Source organism: Caulobacter sp. SL161 (assembly GCF_026672375.1).
In the GTDB taxonomy this organism is placed as follows: Bacteria; Pseudomonadota; Alphaproteobacteria; order Caulobacterales; family Caulobacteraceae; genus Caulobacter.
On record NZ_JAPPRA010000001.1, the window covers coordinates 2,643,683 to 2,661,168 of the forward strand.

The following is a 17,486-nucleotide window of genomic DNA, read 5'->3' on the forward strand; positions in this document are numbered from 1 at the left end:
GTTAGGCGGCGGGCTCCGACTTCGGGGCCTTTTTCGGCTTCTCGGGCAGGTTCGGGATCTTGATCTTCTTGGCGTACGAACCGTCGTACAGCTTGGGATCGGTCAGGGTGTGGATCGCGCCCTTCGGCTCCGAAGCGCCACGGCCCTCATAGCTGCCCGGCTTCGGCGCCTTGCCGGCGGCGAAGTCGTCGAGGATCTGAGCCAGGCTCTCCGGCGTCAGGTCTTCGTAGTAGTAGTCGTTGATCGCGGCCATCGGCGCGTTGCAGCAGGCGCCGAGGCACTCAACCTCTTCCCAGCTGAAATTGCCGTCGTCCGAAACGTGATGGGCCGGACCGATCTTGTCTTCCAGCACCCTGCGCAGGTCGAGCGCGCCGCGGAGCTGGCACGGCGTAGTGCCGCATAACTGGACGAAGGCGACCTTGCCGACCGGCTGCAGCTGGAACATCACGTAGAAGGTCGCGACCTCCAGGACGCGGATCACCGGCATCTCGAGCTGCTTGGCGATCTCCTGGATCGCGGGCTCGGACACCCAGCCTTCCTGCTTCTGGGCCAGCCACAGCATGGGGATCACCGCCGACTGCTTGCGCTCGGCGGGATACTTGGCTTTCCACCAATCGGCCTTGGCCTGGCTTTCCTTCGAGAAGGCGAAGCTGGCGGGCTGTTCTTTAGCGAGACGACGAACGCTCATCGGGCGAAATCCACGCGGGCGATCTTGTCGCCCTTGAAGGTGTAGATGGCGGCGACCTGGAACGGCGCATCGCCGTTGCCGCGGTCGACATGCTCGTGATCGATCACGTTGGATCCGACCACGATGCGGTTCAGCAGCTTCGCCTGGTTCTTGGGGAACTCGGCGAAGGTCTTGGCGTAAAAGGCGCGATAGGCCTCGATGCCCGTGCGCGCGATCTCACCGTTCAACCCCGCAACGACCACGTCGTCGGTGAAGTGGGCGCAATGGGCGTCCAGATCCTGGGCGTTATAGGCGTCGAGCTGCGCCTGGGCGATGTCGGCCAGGCTCACCGGTCGATCTCCCCGAACACGATGTCCAGCGAGCCCAGAATGGCCGAGACGTCGGCCAGCTGGTGACCGCGGTTCAGCCAGTCCATCGCCGCCAGGTGCGGGAAGCCCGGCGCGCGGATTTTGCAGCGATAGGGCTTGTTCGTCCCGTCCGAGACCACGAACACGCCAAACTCGCCCTTGGGCGCCTCGACACAGGCGTAGACCTCGCCTTCCGGCGTCTTGAAGCCCTCGGTGTAGAGCTTGAAGTGGTGGATCAGCGCTTCCATCGAGCGCTTCATCTCGGCGCGACGCGGGGGCGAGACCTTGTTGTCTTCCGACAGGACCGGGCCATGCGTCTTGCGAAGCATCTCGCAGGCCTGGCGGATGATCTTGGTCGACTCGCGCATCTCCTGCATGCGGCAGAGATAGCGATCGTAGCAGTCGCCGTTCTTGCCCAGCGGGATGTCGAACTCGAAGTCGTTGTAATTTTCGTAGGGCTGGCTGCGGCGCAGATCCCAGGCGATGCCTGAACCGCGCACCATCACGCCCGAGAAGCCCCAGCTGATCGCCTCTTCCTTGCTGACCACGCCGATATCGACGTTGCGCTGTTTGAAGATGCGGTTGTCGGTGATCAGGCCTTCGATGTCGTCGCAGATCTTCGGGAAGGCCTTGGCCCAGGTGTCGATGTCCTCGACCAACTCCGGCGGCAGGTCCTGGTGGACGCCGCCCGGACGGAAGTAGTTGGAGTGCAGGCGAGCGCCGCAAGCGCGCTCGTAGAACACCATCAGCTTCTCGCGCTCCTCGAAGCCCCAGAGCGGCGGCGTCAGGGCCCCGACGTCCATGGCCTGGGTCGTGACGTTCAGCAGGTGGTTCAGGATCCGGCCGATTTCCGAGTAGAGCACACGGATGATCTGGCCGCGGATCGGCACCTCGACGCCGAGCAGCTTCTCGATGGCCAGGCAGAACGCGTGTTCCTGGTTCATCGGCGCGACGTAGTCGAGGCGGTCGAAGTACGGAACGTTCTGCAGGTAGGTCCGCGCTTCCATCAGCTTCTCGGTGCCGCGATGCAGCAGGCCGATGTGCGGATCGACGCGTTCGACGATTTCGCCGTCCAGCTCCAGCACCAGACGCAGCACGCCGTGCGCGGCCGGGTGCTGCGGGCCGAAGTTGATGTTGAACTTGCGAACAGGCGTCTCCGGAATGGCCGGAACCACGGGTTCGTCTCGGACAGGTTCAGTCGCCGCGACGGGCGATGGCGTTCCGGTCATGACTATGGACCTTCGTTACGCTGTTCGATGCTGAGCGATACGATCAGTCCCGCAATCAGCAAGACCACGCCCAGCAAGGTTATGATGGTGGTCGCGACGTCCCAGCTTTGGGAAATCGCGGCCTGAGACAATGGCAAGGCCAGCAAGACCGAGGCGGCCCCCAGCAGCGCGCTGCGCAGCTCGGCCACTTCCATCCGCCGGATACTGGCCCCGATCGCCAGCGTGATGACCGAGATCATGATCGCGACGCCCAGGGACTTGTTCTGATCCGCCGAGATCGTCGGCGCCTTCGTGAACCACCCGGTCAGCCGCATTCCGATGGTCATCAGAAACGCGGTCGAAAAGGCGACCAAGAAGAACGCTGTGGCGGAACGGAACGAAGGCCGTCGCAAACCCATGAGTCGGCATCCCCTTGCTCGCTATTGCGCCTTCTCGTCACCGGGGAGCGCATACTTGGCGCCTTCCCAGGGCGAGAGGAAATCGAACGCACGGAACTCGGTAATCTTCACAGGTTCATAGACGACGCGCTTGAGTTCATCGTCGTAGCGCACTTCCACATAGCCCGTCATCGGGAAGTCTTTCCGAAGCGGGTGACCGTGGAAGCCATAGTCGGTCAGGATTCGACGCAGGTCCGGGTGACCGTCGAAGAAAATGCCGTACATGTCGAACGCTTCGCGCTCGAACCAGTCCGCCACCGGGAACACCGGGGTGATGCTGGGAACAGGCGTGTCCTCGTCGGTCGAGACCTTGAGGCGGATCCGGTGGTTCTTCACCAACGACAGCAGATGATAGACCACGTCAAAACGCGCGGCGCGTTCGGGATAGTCGACGCCGGTAAGGTCGATCAACTGGTGGAAGCGGCAGGCCGCGTCGCCACGCAGGAAGGTCAGGGTGTCGATGACCGAAGCCGCGCGCGCGCGACGATGGTCAGCTCACCGAATGCGACAGAATGTCCCAGGACGCCCGGCGCACGGGCGACGATGTCCTGACCAAGCAGTTCCAGGGCTTCGCTCATCGCTCGATCGTCCCCGTCCGGCGAATCTTCTTTTGCAGTTGCAACACGCCATAGACGAGCGCTTCGGCGGTCGGCGGGCAGCCCGGCACATAGATGTCGACCGGCACGACCCGGTCACAGCCGCGCACGACGCTGTAGCTGTAATAGTAGTAGCCGCCACCGTTGGCGCAGCTGCCCATCGAGATCACGTAACGCGGCTCGGGCATCTGGTCGTAGACCTTGCGCAGAGCCGGGGCCATCTTGTTGGTCAGCGTGCCGGCGACGATCATCACGTCCGACTGACGCGGGCTGGCGCGCGGTGCGAAGCCATAGCGCTCGAGATCGTAGCGCGGCATCGAAGCCTGCATCATCTCGACGGCGCAGCAGGCCAGGCCGAACGTCATCCACATCAGCGAGCCGGTGCGGGCCCAGGTGATCAGGTCGTCGGCGGCGGCGGTGATGAAGCCCTTGTCGGCCAGTTGCTGCGAAACGCCGTCAAAGAACGGGTCGTGCAGCTTCGGGTCATAGCCCTCGACCGTCGAGCGGCCGGCCGACAGCGCCGGAACCGGAGACGAATTGCCGGGAACGATCACTCCCATTCGAGGGCGCCCTTCTTCCATTCATAGATGAAGCCGACGGTCAGGACGCCCAGGAAGGTCATCATGGACCAGAAGGCGAACTGCGCCACGTCTTGCGGCAGCTTCATCAAGGTGACCGCCCAGGGGAACAGGAACGCGACTTCCAGGTCGAAGATGATGAAGAGGATCGACACCAGATAGAACCGGACGTCGAACTTCATGCGCGCGTCGTCGAAGGCGTTGAAGCCGCACTCATAGGCGGACAGCTTTTCCGGGTCCGGCGCCTTGGGCGCGAGCACCGCGGCGGCGAGCAGGAAGACGATACCGATGGCCGCCGCGATCCCGAGAAAGATCACGATCGGCAGGTACTGGAGGAGGAAGGCGGTCATGACAGCCCTTGGCTTGAATCGAGCGGGTTGTAGCCCACTGTCGCGAGCGCTTCAAACACCCGGCGCACATTGAGAAACGTTCGCAACGAGAGACGATTTGTCGGTTCTTCGAGATGGCCGTTGACACGAGTCTTCACCCGACATATCAGACGCGCCTCGCCGATTGGCGGGTCGCACTTTCGCCTCGGCGAAGGGGTATGCGGATGTAGCTCAGTTGGTTAGAGCGCCGGCCTGTCACGCCGGAGGTCGCGGGTTCGAGCCCCGTCATTCGCGCCACCCTTTCAGAGGCGATACGCTTCCCTCCTCGGTCACGGACGACCGTCGCGCCCTGGCGCACGACGCGGATGTAGCTCAGTTGGTTAGAGCGCCGGCCTGTCACGCCGGAGGTCGCGGGTTCGAGCCCCGTCATTCGCGCCACCGTCCATCTCCCTGGAAATCATGACGTTACACAGCGGAAGCTTGTGTCTGTGGCTGCATGCGCCATCTAGCGGACATGACCAACGCCGCTCTTCCACCCATTTCGGTTCTTGACCTTGCGCCCGTTCCGCAAGGTTCCAGTGTCGGGCAGGCGCTGAGAAACAGCATCGATCTGGCGCAACATGCTGAAACGCTCGGGTTTCACCGCTACTGGCTCGCCGAGCACCACAACATGCCGGGAATCGCCAGTGCGGCGACGGCCGTGGTCATCGGCCAGGTGGCGGCCGCGACGAAGACGATTCGGGTCGGCTCGGGCGGCGTCATGCTGCCAAACCATGCACCGCTGATGGTGGCCGAGCAGTTTGGCACCCTGAACGCGCTCTATCCTGGACGCATTGATCTGGGCCTGGGCCGCGCGCCAGGTACGGATCAAGCGACGATGCGCGCCCTTCGACGCTATGCCGGCGCGGTCGATTCGTTCGCTCAGGACGTTGTCGAGCTGCAGCACTGGTTCAAGCCGGCGAGCGCGGATCAGAGCGTGCGCGCCGTCCCAGGCGAGAGCCAGGACGTTCCCATCTGGATTCTGGGCTCCTCGACCTGGGGCGCGCAGCTGGCGGCGGCGCTGGGCCTGCCCTACGCATTCGCCGCGCACTTTGCGCCGGACGCCCTGATCGAGGCCCTGGCGCTGTATCGACGCCACTTCAAGCCGTCGGAAAGCCTGGACCGCCCCTACGCCATGGTCTGCATCGGCGTTTGCGCCGCCGACACCGACGAGGAGGCTAAGCGGCTGTCGACCTCGACTCAGCAGCAGTTCCTGGCCTTGCGGCGTGGGCGTCCGGGCCTTCTGCCGCCGCCGGTGGACGATATTCGCGAGCACGCCTCGCCGGGCGAGCTGGCGGGGTTGGATCACACGCTGCAGTACGCCGCAATCGGCTCGCCTGAGACGGTGAGGCGCAAGATCGACCGCGTGCTCGAACTGACAGGCGCGGACGAACTGATGGCCGCCGCCCAGATCCATGATCACACGGCGCGCAGGCGCAGCTATGAGATCCTGGCGTCCTTGCGCGCCTAGTGGGCCGCGTGGGCCGCGTGGGCCGAGGCGCTACTGAAGGCGGGTCGCCCCGTGAGCCGATCGTAGATCAGGCAAAGCTCGGTAAAGACGGCATCCCAGCAATGCCGTTCAACCGCGCGGCGTCGCGCCGCCTCGCCCACGACCGTCACGTCACGCTCGAACAGGGCCTCGATGGCGTCGGCGAACGCTGCCGCCTCCGAGGCCAGCGCCAGCTGGCCGACCTCCGCATCCACCGACTCGGCGACTCCGCCGGCGGACACGCCCACGACCGGTAAGCCGCAGGCCATGGCTTCCAGCACGATCAAGCCGAAAGGTTCGTTGTCATTGCCGTGAACAAACGCGTCACAACTGGCGAGGATGGACGCCAGTTCGACGGGATCGCGGACATAGTCGATGCAGAGCGTCCGGTCGCTGACCGGAGCGCCGCCTCCCGCCCCGACAAACAGGAGCTTGTAGGGGTCACCCAACCGTTCGACGGCGGCGACCAGCACATCGAGCCTCTTTTCCCTGGCGGGGCGGCCGGCAAAAACCAGAAGCCGATCCTTGGGCGAAAGGCCCAGCCGCCGCCTCAACCCGTCTCGATCCCCGCGCTCGGGATGGAAGATGCCCGTATCCACGCCGAGCGGCAGCCCGATCGCGTCGCGGACGCCTGCCTCGATCAGCCTTCCAGCGATGAAACGGCTGGGGGCCACGGCTTGATCGAATTGACGATAGATCGCCGCCCAACGCTTCTGTACGGGCTTTTCCGCCCAATCGCCGATATGCAGCGCGGCGAGCTTTCCAAGGTCGGTATGACAGAACCCGACCACCGGCACACCCAGCGCGTCGCCAGCGCGCAGCGCCGCGAGGCCTGGCGTGTAGGGATCCCCCGCCTCGATGAGGTCGGGCTGTTGGCGGATCAGACGCTCCATCCATGTCTGCTTCACGACCGGCCAGCGGTAGCCCGCTCCAAACGGCAACGGCGCCGCGTAGATGGACACCTGCCCGCGTCCGTCATGAAAATCGCGCGCGCCAGGGACGACCAGGGTATGGCGAACATCGGGACGGTGTGAGGCCAGCCACGCGCGCTTCGAGGACAGGTAGCGGCGCACACCGCCGCTGCGGGGCGCATAAAGCATGGTGGTATCGACAAGACGGACCGGTTCGCCGCCGGCCGATTGGGTCTCAGGCTGGAGACCAGGGCCAAGACTCTGGGCGGGTCTCGTGTCCGTCACGCCGAATCCTCATCGCTACTTTGGCCGCCTATTCGGCGCCAGATCGATAAAGCTTTTGCGACAGCTACGGTTCCTCGCCGCCACCAGAAGACTTTGGACGGACACCTCGACGCTTCAAGACTTCCCGCAGCAACACTTCGACCGAGGCGCTCACGCCTCGAAATTCGGAACACGCCAAGCGTTCGACGGCGGACAGAACCTCAGGGCGCTCAACACGTTTCCGACCATGTCCACAGCGCCCGCGACACCCGCAACCGGCGATGCGGTCTGACCGCGCGAAACATCCGCTATCGATAAGGAGAATGGTGGGCAGTGAGGGGATCGAACCCCCGACCCTCTCGGTGTAAACGAGACGCTCTACCGCTGAGCTAACTGCCCTGTTGGGTGGGCGCTTCTATCCGCCCTCGCCTTCCGCGCAAAGCGGAAAACGAAAAGCGGGACGTCGAGCTCCGACGCCCCACCCTCGACACGATCGATATGCCGCCTAGCTGTTGAGCGAAGACTTCAGACCTTCGCCGACCTGGAAGCGGGCCGTCTTGGACGCGGGACGGTTGACGGTCTCACCGGTACGGGGATTACGCGCGGTTCCAGCCGCGCGGGTCACAGCCTTGAAAGTGCCAAAGCCGACAAGACGCACGTCTTGGCCCGATTTCAGCGAGTCCGTAACCGCTTCGATAAAGGCTTCCAGCGCGTCCTTGGCCTGGTTCTTGTTGATGCCCGCCTTCTCGGCGATCGCCGTAACGAGCTCGGCTTTTGTGGTCATGTTTCTCTCCCAGCCTGAGCGGCGACGCTTTCATCGCTGACGACGCTGCGCTCGAAGAGGATTATGGCGGTTGAAAAAGCCCCGTCAAACGCGAGCGGCGCGGGAAACTCCCGCGCCGCCTAAGTTACCGTCGATAAGTTATCTTAGTGCGTCAGCATGGCGTCGCTGTCGCCGTCATCCTTCTTTGCAGAGGTGGTGATCGGCTCCTCAGCCTCGTTCCACTCCACCGGCGTGAGGGGGCCGGTCAGGGCATGCTTGAGCACCTCATCGACGGTCGACACCGGGATGATCTCAAGACCGTCCTTCACGGTTTGCGGCACGTCCGCCAGGTCTTTCTCGTTCTCCTGCGGGATCAGGACCGTCTTCACGCCAGAGCGCAGTGCGGCGAGCAGCTTTTCCTTCAGGCCGCCAATCGCCGTAACGCGTCCCCGCAAGGTGATCTCGCCGGTCATGGCGATATCCTTGCGGATCGGGATGCCCGTCAGAACCGAGACCATGGCCAGAGCCATCGCGATACCGGCCGAGGGCCCGTCCTTGGGCGTGGCGCCGTCCGGAACGTGGATGTGGACGTCGGTCTTCTCAAAGACCGGCGGCTTGATGCCGAACTGCAGCGCGCGCGAGCGCACATAGCTGTTCGCGGCCGCGATCGACTCCTTCATCACGTCCTTCAGATTGCCGGTGATCTGCATGCGACCCTTGCCCGGCATCTTCACGGCTTCGATCGTGAGAATGTCGCCGCCGAACTCGGTCCAGGCCAGGCCCGTCACGATACCGACCTGGTCGACCTCGTCGGTCTCACCGTAGCGGTACTTCTTCACGCCCGCGTACTTTGCCAGACGCTCGTCGTCGATCGTGATCGAGGCGACCTTCTCCCGGGCAAGGTCCCGCACCGTCTTGCGCGCCAGGGCGCCCAGTTCCCGCTCCAGCGACCGAACGCCGGCTTCCCGGGTGTAGTAGCGGATAAGGTCACGGATCGCCTTGTCCGGTACGACGAACTCGGCCGGCTTCAAGCCGTGGTCCTTGGCCAGCTTGGGCAGGATGTGCCGCTTGGCGATCTCCAGCTTCTCGTCCTCGGTGTAGCCGGGGATGCGGATGATCTCCATGCGGTCCAGCAGCGGCTGGGGCATGTTCAGGCTGTTGGCCGTCGTGACGAACATCACCTGCGACAGGTCGTAGTCGACCTCCAGGTAGTGATCGCCGAAGGTCGAGTTTTGCGACGGGTCCAGCACCTCGAGCAGCGCCGAGGCCGGATCGCCGCGATAGTCGCTGCCCATCTTGTCGATCTCGTCCAGCAGGACGAAGGCGTTGGTCGTCTTGGCCTTCTTCATCGACTGGACGACCTTGCCGGGCATCGAGCCGATGTAGGTGCGGCGGTGACCGCGGATCTCGGCTTCATCGCGCACGCCGCCCAGGCTCATGCGCACGAACTCGCGGCCGGTCGCCTTGGCGATCGACTTGCCCAGCGAGGTCTTGCCGACGCCCGGAGGGCCGACAAGGCAGAGGATCGGCCCCTTCAGCGAGTTGGTGCGCGCCTGCACGGCCAGATACTCAAGGATCCGCTCCTTGACCTTCTCCAGACCATAGTGGTCGGCGTCCAGGATGCCTTCGCTCTCGACGAGGTCGATTTTCTTGGTCTTGGCCTTGCCCCACGGGATCGACAGCAGCCAGTCCAGGTAGTTCCGGACCACCGTGCTTTCGGCCGACATCGGGCTCATGTTGCGCAGCTTCTTCAGCTCGCTCTCGGCCTTGGTGCGGGCTTCCTTGGAAAGCTTGGTCTTCTTGATCCGCTTCTCGAGATCGATCAGCTCGTCGCGGGCATCGTCAGGATCGCCCAGCTCGCGCTGGATCGCCTTCATCTGCTCGTTGAGGTAATATTCGCGCTGGGTCTTCTCCATCTGGCGCTTCACGCGCGAGCGGATCTTCTTCTCGACCTGCAGCACCGAGATCTCGCCCTCCATCAGGGCGAACACCTTCTCCAGGCGCTTCACGACGTCGAAGATTTCCAGCAGGTTCTGCTTGTCGCCGATCTTCACCGACAGGTGCGCAGCGATGCTGTCGGCCAGCTTGCCCGGCTCGGCGATCTGCGGGATCGACGCCAGGGCCTCCGGCGGCACCTTCTTGTTCAGCTTCACGTAGTTTTCGAACTGCTCGACGACCGCCCGCGACAGCGCCTCGGCCTCAGGGCCCGCCCCATCGTCTTCGGAAACCTCGCCGATCTGAGCCTCATAGTAAGACTCCTGATCGGTGAAGCTCACGACGGCGGCGCGCGCCTTGCCCTCGACCAGAACCTTCACGGTGCCATCGGGCAGCTTCAGCAGCTGCAGCACAGTGGCCAGTACGCCGACCTCAAAGATGTCGCCCGGCGCCGGATCATCGTCAGCCGAGTTCTTCTGCGTCACGAGCAGGATCTGCTTGTCGCCGCGCATCACCTCTTCGAGCGCGCGCACGGATTTATCGCGGCCCACGAAAAGCGGCACCACCATGTGCGGGAACACAACGATATCCCGCAGCGGCAAGACAGGAAGCGTACGTAGTTCGGACATGTTCTCAATACTCCCGGCCGAGGCCCTGAAAGGCGCCTAGCCATGCGGGCCGCCGTAACACCAGACGATGCGCCTGAGTCGATCAGCCCGTCCGCCCGGGACTGGGCGAATGGTCGTTATTTATGTGGACGTTTTACAACACGGTTCAAGCGCGCTCGCCCAACAGCGGCGACTGGTCGCGCGACACCGGTCAAGTTGAGCGCCCTATGCCTATTTTGCGGCAAAACGCAGAAGAAAAGACCTCACATATCCCTGCAGGTGGCGCATGCGTGGCGTTCACGCCTCGCCCAGCCTGTGCGACGAGGCGTCGAAAGCACGCGCTCGAGGCCAGTTATCCACGAAAAAGGCGCGCCATCCGATGATGGCGCGCCCTGATCGCTGCAGGAGGCTTCGGTTAGGCCGAGGCCGCCCCACCCTTCTTCTCGGCATAGATCAGCAGCGGCTGAGCCCGGCCTTCGACGACCTCGGCGTTGACCACCACTTCCTCGACGCCCTCGTAGGTCGGCAGTTCAAACATGGTCTCCAGCAGGATGCCTTCCATGATCGAGCGCAGGCCGCGCGCGCCGGTCTTGCGCGCGATGGCCTTCTTGGCCACCTGATGCAGAGCGTCTTCGGTGAAGGTCAGGCCGATGTTCTCCATCTCGAACAGGCGCTGATACTGCTTGACGAAGGCGTTCTTCGGCTCGGTCAGGATCTTGACCAGGGCGGCCTCGTCCAGATCCTCCAGCGTGGCGACCACCGGCAGACGGCCGATGAACTCCGGGATCAGGCCGAAGCGCTGCAGGTCGTCGGGCTCGACGTTCCGCAGAATCTCGCCCGTCCGGCGCTCTTCGGGATCGGTCACCTTGGCGCCGAAGCCGATCGACTTGGCCGCACCGCGCGCCGAGATGATCTTCTCCAGGCCGGCGAAGGCGCCCCCACAGATGAACAGGATGTTCGTGGTGTCGACTTGCAGGAACTCCTGCTGAGGATGCTTGCGCCCGCCCTGCGGCGGCACGGAGGCGACCGTGCCTTCCATGATCTTCAGCAGAGCCTGCTGCACGCCCTCGCCCGACACGTCGCGGGTGATCGACGGGTTGTCGGACTTGCGGCTGATCTTGTCGATTTCGTCGATGTAGACGATGCCGCGCTGGGCGCGCTCGACATTGTAGTCGGCGGCCTGCAGCAGCTTCAGCACGATGTTCTCGACGTCTTCACCGACGTAACCGGCTTCGGTCAGCGTCGTGGCGTCCGCCATCGTGAACGGAACGTCGATGATTCGGGCCAGCGTCTGCGCCAGCAGGGTCTTACCCGTACCGGTCGGACCGACCAGCAGGATGTTCGACTTGGCCAGTTCGACGTCGTTATTCTTCGAAGCGTGGTTCAGCCGCTTGTAGTGATTGTGCACCGCGACCGCGAGGACCTTCTTGGCGTGACCTTGACCGATCACGTAATCATCCAGGACTTCGCAGATTTCGCGCGGCGTCGGGACGCCGTCCTTAGACTTCACGAAGGCGATCTTGTGCTCTTCGCGGATGATGTCCATGCAGAGCTCGACGCATTCATCGCAAATGAACACCGTCGGTCCCGCGATGAGCTTGCGCACCTCATGTTGGCTCTTTCCGCAGAAAGAGCAGTACAGAGTGCTTTTCGTGTCGCCGCTCGCGGCTTTCGTCATGATCGCTTCTCACACTATGGCGACTACGGCTTACGCCGAGACGCCCCTTCCGAGCGCATACGCCGCCACCGAAGCAAGCAGAATACACGCCGGGAGTTGTCTAATCCTTGACATTCCCCGATCCGGGCCAGGTTCACAAGCCTCGCCGGATCCTTTCGGCCGTGAAACGCGTGAACCCGTCTGATCGTGTCATGGGCTCCTCACTAAATTGGGCGATTGGCCCCCTCGTGCAAGCACCGTGCGCCTAGGCTCTTACGGCTCTGAGCGGATAGCCTTATTACCAAACGAGGATTCGTGAGGAACCAGGCGCGTTGGACGTGCTTGAATGGAAGTAGATGGCTAAGCGTTCTTGGATGGCTAAGGGATTGAGCGCCTCGCGCCCGATGACCGGCGAAATGGGGCATGAGCCGTTGCTTGTGGCCTTCGATTTCGACGGCACCCTGACCGTGAAGGACAGCTTCAATGCTTTCCTGAAGTGGCGCGCGGGCCCACGGTGGTCCCTTGGCGTGCTGCGCCTGACGCCGGCGCTCATCGCCTATGTGTTCGATCGCAATCGCGGAAAGCTCAAGGCCGCCGCGGTGCGCCAGTTCCTCAAGGGCGCGACCGTCGCGCAGATCGAGAACGACGCTCGCGCCTTCGCCGAGGCGTTCGCCCCGTCGCTGCTGCGCCCTGACGCAGTGGCGGTCTGGCGCGGATGGCGGGCCAAGGGCGCGAAGATGGTGATCGTGACCGCATCTCCCGACCTCATCGTAGCGCCCTTTGCGCGCGGACTCGGCGCCGACCTGCTGATCGGCACGCGCCTGCGATGCTCGGACGACGGACGCATCCTGGGCGGCCTCGACGGGAACAACTGCCGGGCGAAAGAGAAGGTCATCCGCCTGCGCGAGGTCTTCGGGCCCGACGTTCGCCTTACGGCCGCCTATGGCGACACCTCCGGCGACACCGAGATGCTCGCGATCGCCGATGAGAAGGGTTACCGGATTTTCCGGGGCAAGCCAGCCTAACCGGTCCACCTCGCGATCAACGCAACAAAAAAGCCGCCAACCTCCTGGTTGGCGGCTTTGTCGTTGAAGCGCTGAGGCCTATTCAGCGCCGGCTTCAGCCGCGTCGCGGCTGTCGTAGACGTGGTCGACCAGGCCCCAGGCCTTGGCCTCGTCGGCGCTCATGAAGTGGTCGCGGTCCAGGGTGCGCTCGACCTCTTCATAGGTGCGGCCGCAGTGCTTGACGTAGATCTCGTTGAGGCGGCGCTTGGTCTTGATGATGTCCTCGGCGTGACGCTCGATATCCGAAGCCTGACCCCGGAAGCCGCCCGACGGCTGGTGCACCATGATCCGCGCGTTCGGCAACGAAATACGCTGACCAGCGGCGCCGGCGGCCAGCAGCAGCGAACCCATCGAGGCGGCCATGCCCATGCACACCGTCGAAACAGGGCTCTTGATGTACTGCATGGTGTCATAGATCGCGAGACCAGCCGTCACCACGCCGCCCGGCGAGTTGATGTACATGGCGATTTCCTTCTTCGGGTTCTCGGACTCGAGGAAGAGCAGCTGAGCACAGATCAGGCTGGCCATGCCGTCCTCGACCGGACCGGTCAGGAAGATGATCCGTTCCTTCAACAGGCGCGAGAAGATGTCGAAAGCGCGCTCACCGCGGCTGGTCTGCTCGACCACCATCGGCACCAGGTTCATCGCCGTCGAAACCGGATCGTACATCATGGGGATCACCCTTTTTGTGTGTGCTGCCGACGCGGAAACGAATCAGTCTCCGCGCGGCGTCGCTCACGCATATCGCGTTCCCCTTAACAGGTTGCAAGGAGCGCGCGACGCGGCCTGAAACGAAAAAGGCGCGGCCCTCGCGAGCCGCGCCTCGTTCAATTCCAGCCTGGCGAAGCCTTAGCCGCCATAGCCTTCCGGCAGGTCGTCTTCTTCCAGGAGTTCGTCCTTGGAAACTTCCTTCTCTTCGATCTTGGCCTTGCCGAAGATCAGGTCGACGACCTTGTCTTCATAGATCGGGGCGCGCAGAGCGGCCTGCAGGTCAGCGCGCTGGCGGTACATGTCGAACACTTGCTGGGCCTGAGCGCCGTACTGGCGAGCTTCGCGCATGATCGCGTCGGTCAGTTCCTGGTCGGTGACGACCACGTCGTTCTTGCGGCCGATCTCGGCGAGCACCAGACCCAGGCGCACGCGTCGCTCGGCGATCTTCTTGTACTCGTCCTTCAGCTGGTCTTCGGTCTTCTCGGCGTCTTCCGGCGGCAGGCCGCCACGGGCCTTGTCGGCCTCGACCTGTTGCCAGATGCCGGCGAACTCGGCGTCGACCATGCGCGGCGGCAGCGGGAAGTCGTGCTTGGTGTCCAGCACGTCCAGCAGCGCGCGCTTCAGCTTGAAGCGCGAGGAGTTGTCGTAGCGGCCGGCCAGGTTGGACTTCAGCAGCTCGGTCAGAGCGGCCAGGTCCGACAGACCCAGGCGCTTGGCCAGCTCGTCGTCGGCCTTGCCGTCGACCGGGGCGCGGACTTCCTGAACCTTGGTGGCGAACTCGGCGTCCTTACCGGCCAGATCCTTGGCTTGGTACTCTTCCGGGAACTTCACCTTGACGACGACTTCGTCGCCCGGCTTGGCGCCGACCAGTTGGTCTTCAAAGCCCGGGATGAACTGGCCCGAACCCAGGACGAGTTCGGCGCCTTCGGCCTTGCCGCCGGCGAACTCGACGCCGTCGATCGTGCCGACGAAATCGATCAGCAGCTGGTCGCCGTCCTTGGCCTTCAGGCTCTTGCCGGTACGCGGCTCGTAGGTGCGAGCCTGCTTGGCCAGCTCGTCGAGGGCCTCTTGGACTTCCTCATCCGAGACCTTGTAAACGGGCTTCACCAGCTCGATCGACGCCGGGTCGATCGGCTCGAATTCCGGCATCACTTCGACTGCGAGGTCGAACGACAGGTCTTCACCGCCAGCGATGACCTTGTCCATGTCCGACGACGGGTTCAGCTCAGGCTGGCCGGCCGGACGCAGCTTGTTCTCTTCGAGGACCTTCGTGGTCGTCTCGTTCAGAGCCTGCTCGATGACTTCGCCCATCAGGGCCTTGCCGTACAGGCGACGAACGTGGGCCGTCGGCACCTTGCCCGGACGGAAGCCCTTCACGTTCATTTGCGGAGCGACTTCGGCGATCCGCGCTTCCAGACGCGTGGCCAGTTCACTCGCGGGCACCGTAACGCCAAAAACGCGGCTGAGGCCTTCGCCCGACTTTTCAACGATCTGCATCGACATTCTTAATTCTCGGGTCGGGGCGCCGGGCGCCCGAGCTCCGCCCTGGGGTCCAAAAGATCGACGCCGCCCAGGAGGTGCCGGGGCGGCGAAAGAGCGCCCTTATGTCACGACGTGCGCGAGCATCCAAGAGCGGCGGCGATAAAACTCGCGCACCCCCTAAGGGGCGCTACGAGAGGTGTGGTGCGGATGAGAGGACTCGAACCTCCACGCCTCGCGGCGCTGGAACCTAAATCCAGTGCGTCTACCAGTTTCGCCACATCCGCGTGCGCCCGGCATTACGGGTTGCGCGCGGGGCGCGCAAGCCCGCTCAGCGCTCTTGGTGCAGACGAGCAAGGATCGCGGGGGCCAAGCCTGGCAAATCCTCCGCGATCAGGCCAGGTCCATGAAGCGCGCCGCACTCGGCGTGTATCCAGGCGCCCGCACACGCCGCCTCGAAGCTCCCCATCCCTTGCGCCAACAGCCCGCCGATAAAGCCGGCGAGGACATCCCCTGACCCCGCCGTCGCCAGCCAAGGCGTCCCGTTGAGCCCGACCGCGGCTCGGCCGTCCGGCGCCGCGATGACCGTGTCCGCCCCTTTCAGCAGGATGACTGCGCCCGCCGCGCTCGCCGCCTCGCGCGCTGCGGTGATCCGCTCCGGCGACCTGCCGAGCAGGCCCGGGAAGATCCGCTCGAACTCCCCCGGATGGGGCGTCAGGACATCATCGCGGTCCAGGCAGGCGAAGAGTTCGCCGGGATCGTCCCGGAAGCTCGTCAGCGCATCGGCGTCGGCCACTAGCGCGGCCCCGGTTTGCGTCAGGGCGCGAAGATTGCGCGCCGTCGCGTCCCCTACCCCGGCGGCGGGCCCGATAATGACTGCGTCAGCCTTCTCCGCCTTGGCGGCGAGATCAGCGTCAGACTCAAACGGCGCCAGCATGACCGCCTCAAGATGGCTAGCGTTCACAGACAGAGCCGACGGCGGCGAAAGCAGAGTCACCGCTCCGGCGCCGATCCTCAACCCGCCCCGCGCGGCAAGGCGGGCGGCTCCGGTGTTCCAGGCGTCGCCGCTGACGACGCTCAATCGTCCGCGGCTATGCTTGTGAGCATCGATCGCGGGCCATGGGTATCGCTCGCGCCACAGCGACGGCTCGTTCTCGAAAAGCCCAGCGCTCGCCACCACGGAAAGCCCGATGTCGGCCACCAGGATGTCGCCGCAGGCCTTGCGGCCTTCGATCAAGACGTGCGCGAGCTTGCGACGGTGGAAGGTGATGGTGAGTTCCGCCGCCAGCGCGACGCCGTCCAGGGATCGACCGGTATCGCCGTGAACGCCCGACGGCGTATCAACCGCGACGATCGTCAAGGCCTGCCGTACGGCGGTACGCGCCAGCTCCGCGACCTCGCCCTCAAGCGGCCGCGAAAGACCCGCGCCAAACATCGCATCAATATAGAGCGTCTCGGACGCCAGGCGCTGGGACAATGGCTTGACCTCTCCGCGCCAGCGCGAAGCCGCCCAGCGGCAGGCGTCCGTAGCCGGCGGATAAGCCGCCTCGACGACGACCGGCCAGCCGTGGCGCCGAAGGTGGCGTGCGGCGACATAGCCGTCCCCGCCATTGTCGCCCGGCCCGCACCACACGACTACGGGGCGGCGCTGATAGCGGGCTCGCACCGCCTGCGCCACCGCTTCCCCGGCGCGCTCCATGAGCACAGGGGTCGGCGTGCCCGCCAGAACAGCGGCGCGGTCGCTCGCGGCCATTTCGGCGACAGTCAGGATCTCTCGGGCCACGGCGCTACCTCAAAGGACTTGGCTTTGAGCTTCTCGGCCTTTCGCGATCAGGATCAAGCGGTCGTCTTCAATTCCGAACACCGTGCGTGAGCAGTGGTCCGGCCTGAACGCCATCACTTCGGGCCGTCCGGTCGCGACCGACACCGCGCCGTTCAGAGCCACGAAATGGCTGAACACCGCCGCGCCGCCATGCTCGCCCAGCGCCGCCGCAACAGCCCTTGTCCACTTGGTGTAGTCGAGATCGCCGACAATCTCGTCCCAGTGCCCACCGAAAGCCGCGCGCAGCCAGGCGGGACGCTCCTCGGCCGAGAGGGCCGCAGGCGTCGGGATCTCACCGACGCGCGGATCGATCACGAGCGCAACCCCCAGCGCTTCGGCCAGCGGCGCGGCGGTCTCCCGGCAGCGTCGCAGCGGAGATGAGACCACGCATGAGGGGCGCTCCGGCTCTGGCAAGCTCAAGATCTCATCCGCGACAGCCCTGGCCTGGGCAAGCCCAACCTCATCCAGCCCAGGATCATCGTCCGCACCGCCCCAGGTGGATGCCGGCCGACCGTGGCGGATGACATGCACGATCTTCAT

Annotated in this window: 16 protein-coding genes, 4 tRNA genes and 1 pseudogene; 4 read left to right on the top strand and 17 right to left on the bottom strand. The window is 64.5% G+C overall.

The features are described from left to right. Position 1 precedes the first annotated feature (1 nt). The 7 genes and pseudogenes from nuoE to OVA11_RS12870 form a co-directional block, all read right to left on the bottom strand. The gene (gene nuoE / locus OVA11_RS12840; protein WP_268067745.1) at positions 2 to 688 is read right to left on the bottom strand and encodes an NADH-quinone oxidoreductase subunit NuoE; all 687 of its coding nucleotides are present in this window, start codon (positions 686 to 688) and stop codon (positions 2 to 4) included. Beyond that, positions 685 to 1,017 carry a nuclear transport factor 2 family protein gene (locus tag OVA11_RS12845; protein ID WP_062093376.1) on the bottom strand — a complete coding sequence of 111 codons (333 nt, stop codon included), beginning with the start codon at positions 1,015 to 1,017 and terminating at the stop codon, positions 685 to 687. Before OVA11_RS12845 ends, nuoE begins: the two co-directional genes overlap by 4 nt. Continuing rightward, positions 1,014 to 2,264 carry an NADH-quinone oxidoreductase subunit D gene (locus OVA11_RS12850; RefSeq protein ID WP_268067746.1) on the bottom strand — a complete coding sequence of 417 codons (1,251 nt, stop codon included), beginning with the start codon at positions 2,262 to 2,264 and terminating at the stop codon, positions 1,014 to 1,016. The genes OVA11_RS12845 and OVA11_RS12850 overlap by 4 nt, the downstream gene beginning before the upstream one ends. A gap of 2 nt (positions 2,265 to 2,266) precedes the next feature. After that, positions 2,267 to 2,662 carry a hypothetical protein gene (locus OVA11_RS12855; RefSeq protein ID WP_010919819.1) on the bottom strand — a complete coding sequence of 132 codons (396 nt, stop codon included), beginning with the start codon at positions 2,660 to 2,662 and terminating at the stop codon, positions 2,267 to 2,269. Positions 2,663 to 2,683: 21 nt separating this feature from the next. Then, positions 2,684 to 3,279: pseudogene (locus tag OVA11_RS12860) on the bottom strand (NADH-quinone oxidoreductase subunit C). Then, positions 3,276 to 3,878 (bottom strand): NuoB/complex I 20 kDa subunit family protein, encoded by a 603-nt coding sequence (locus OVA11_RS12865; RefSeq protein WP_012640371.1) that lies wholly within the window; start codon positions 3,876 to 3,878, stop codon positions 3,276 to 3,278. Before OVA11_RS12865 ends, OVA11_RS12860 begins: the two are co-directional and overlap by 4 nt. Then, on the bottom strand, positions 3,848 to 4,225 hold the full coding sequence (locus OVA11_RS12870; protein WP_010919822.1) for an NADH-quinone oxidoreductase subunit A: 378 nt from the start codon (positions 4,223 to 4,225) through the stop codon (positions 3,848 to 3,850). Before OVA11_RS12870 ends, OVA11_RS12865 begins: the two co-directional genes overlap by 31 nt. A gap of 199 nt (positions 4,226 to 4,424) precedes the next feature. Here OVA11_RS12870 and OVA11_RS12875 point away from each other — a divergent pair. From OVA11_RS12875 to OVA11_RS12885, 3 genes are all read left to right on the top strand, one after another. Then, positions 4,425 to 4,501 (top strand) — tRNA-Asp (locus tag OVA11_RS12875). A 64-nt stretch (positions 4,502 to 4,565) separates the two neighbouring features. Next, positions 4,566 to 4,642: transfer RNA gene (locus tag OVA11_RS12880), tRNA-Asp, on the top strand. Positions 4,643 to 4,700: 58 nt separating this feature from the next. Further along, positions 4,701 to 5,714, top strand: coding sequence for an LLM class flavin-dependent oxidoreductase (locus tag OVA11_RS12885; protein ID WP_268067747.1), 1,014 nt, complete (start codon positions 4,701 to 4,703; stop codon positions 5,712 to 5,714). Here the strand turns inward: OVA11_RS12885 and OVA11_RS12890 are convergent. From OVA11_RS12890 to clpX, 5 genes are all read right to left on the bottom strand, one after another. Then, entirely contained in the window at positions 5,711 to 6,928 is a 1,218-nt protein-coding gene (locus OVA11_RS12890; protein ID WP_268067748.1) for a glycosyltransferase family 4 protein, read from the bottom strand. The two genes, OVA11_RS12885 and OVA11_RS12890, sit on opposite strands and share 4 nt — an antisense overlap. 303 nt (positions 6,929 to 7,231) lie before the next feature. Continuing rightward, positions 7,232 to 7,306 (bottom strand) — tRNA-Val (locus tag OVA11_RS12895). A 106-nt stretch (positions 7,307 to 7,412) separates the two neighbouring features. Then, a complete protein-coding gene (locus tag OVA11_RS12900; protein WP_010919825.1) occupies positions 7,413 to 7,691 on the bottom strand; it encodes an HU family DNA-binding protein in 279 nt (92 codons plus the stop codon). Between the two features lie 143 nt (positions 7,692 to 7,834). After that, positions 7,835 to 10,234 (bottom strand): endopeptidase La, encoded by a 2,400-nt coding sequence (lon, locus tag OVA11_RS12905; RefSeq protein WP_268067749.1) that lies wholly within the window; start codon positions 10,232 to 10,234, stop codon positions 7,835 to 7,837. Positions 10,235 to 10,628: 394 nt separating this feature from the next. Further along, positions 10,629 to 11,891: an ATP-dependent Clp protease ATP-binding subunit ClpX gene (gene clpX, locus OVA11_RS12910; protein ID WP_010919827.1), complete on the bottom strand. Its 1,263-nt coding sequence runs from the start codon at positions 11,889 to 11,891 to the stop codon at positions 10,629 to 10,631. Between the two features lie 335 nt (positions 11,892 to 12,226). Between clpX and OVA11_RS12915 the strand changes: the two genes are divergently transcribed. Next, positions 12,227 to 12,895 (top strand): HAD-IB family hydrolase, encoded by a 669-nt coding sequence (locus tag OVA11_RS12915; protein ID WP_096033412.1) that lies wholly within the window; start codon positions 12,227 to 12,229, stop codon positions 12,893 to 12,895. Between the two features lie 78 nt (positions 12,896 to 12,973). Here the strand turns inward: OVA11_RS12915 and OVA11_RS12920 are convergent, their stop codons facing one another. The 5 genes from OVA11_RS12920 to OVA11_RS12940 all read right to left on the bottom strand — a co-directional run bounded on the left by OVA11_RS12920 (position 12,974) and on the right by OVA11_RS12940 (position 17,486). After that, positions 12,974 to 13,615: an ATP-dependent Clp protease proteolytic subunit gene (locus OVA11_RS12920; protein ID WP_012640374.1), complete on the bottom strand. Its 642-nt coding sequence runs from the start codon at positions 13,613 to 13,615 to the stop codon at positions 12,974 to 12,976. A 168-nt stretch (positions 13,616 to 13,783) separates the two neighbouring features. Beyond that, positions 13,784 to 15,142 (bottom strand): trigger factor, encoded by a 1,359-nt coding sequence (tig, locus tag OVA11_RS12925; protein WP_268068973.1) that lies wholly within the window; start codon positions 15,140 to 15,142, stop codon positions 13,784 to 13,786. A gap of 184 nt (positions 15,143 to 15,326) precedes the next feature. After that, a tRNA-Leu gene (locus tag OVA11_RS12930) sits at positions 15,327 to 15,411 on the bottom strand. 44 nt (positions 15,412 to 15,455) lie between these two features. Beyond that, positions 15,456 to 16,907 (bottom strand): NAD(P)H-hydrate dehydratase, encoded by a 1,452-nt coding sequence (locus tag OVA11_RS12935; protein WP_268067750.1) that lies wholly within the window; start codon positions 16,905 to 16,907, stop codon positions 15,456 to 15,458. Positions 16,908 to 16,916: 9 nt separating this feature from the next. Continuing rightward, the gene (locus OVA11_RS12940) at positions 16,917 to 17,486 is read right to left on the bottom strand and encodes a histidine phosphatase family protein (protein ID WP_268067751.1); all 570 of its coding nucleotides are present in this window, start codon (positions 17,484 to 17,486) and stop codon (positions 16,917 to 16,919) included.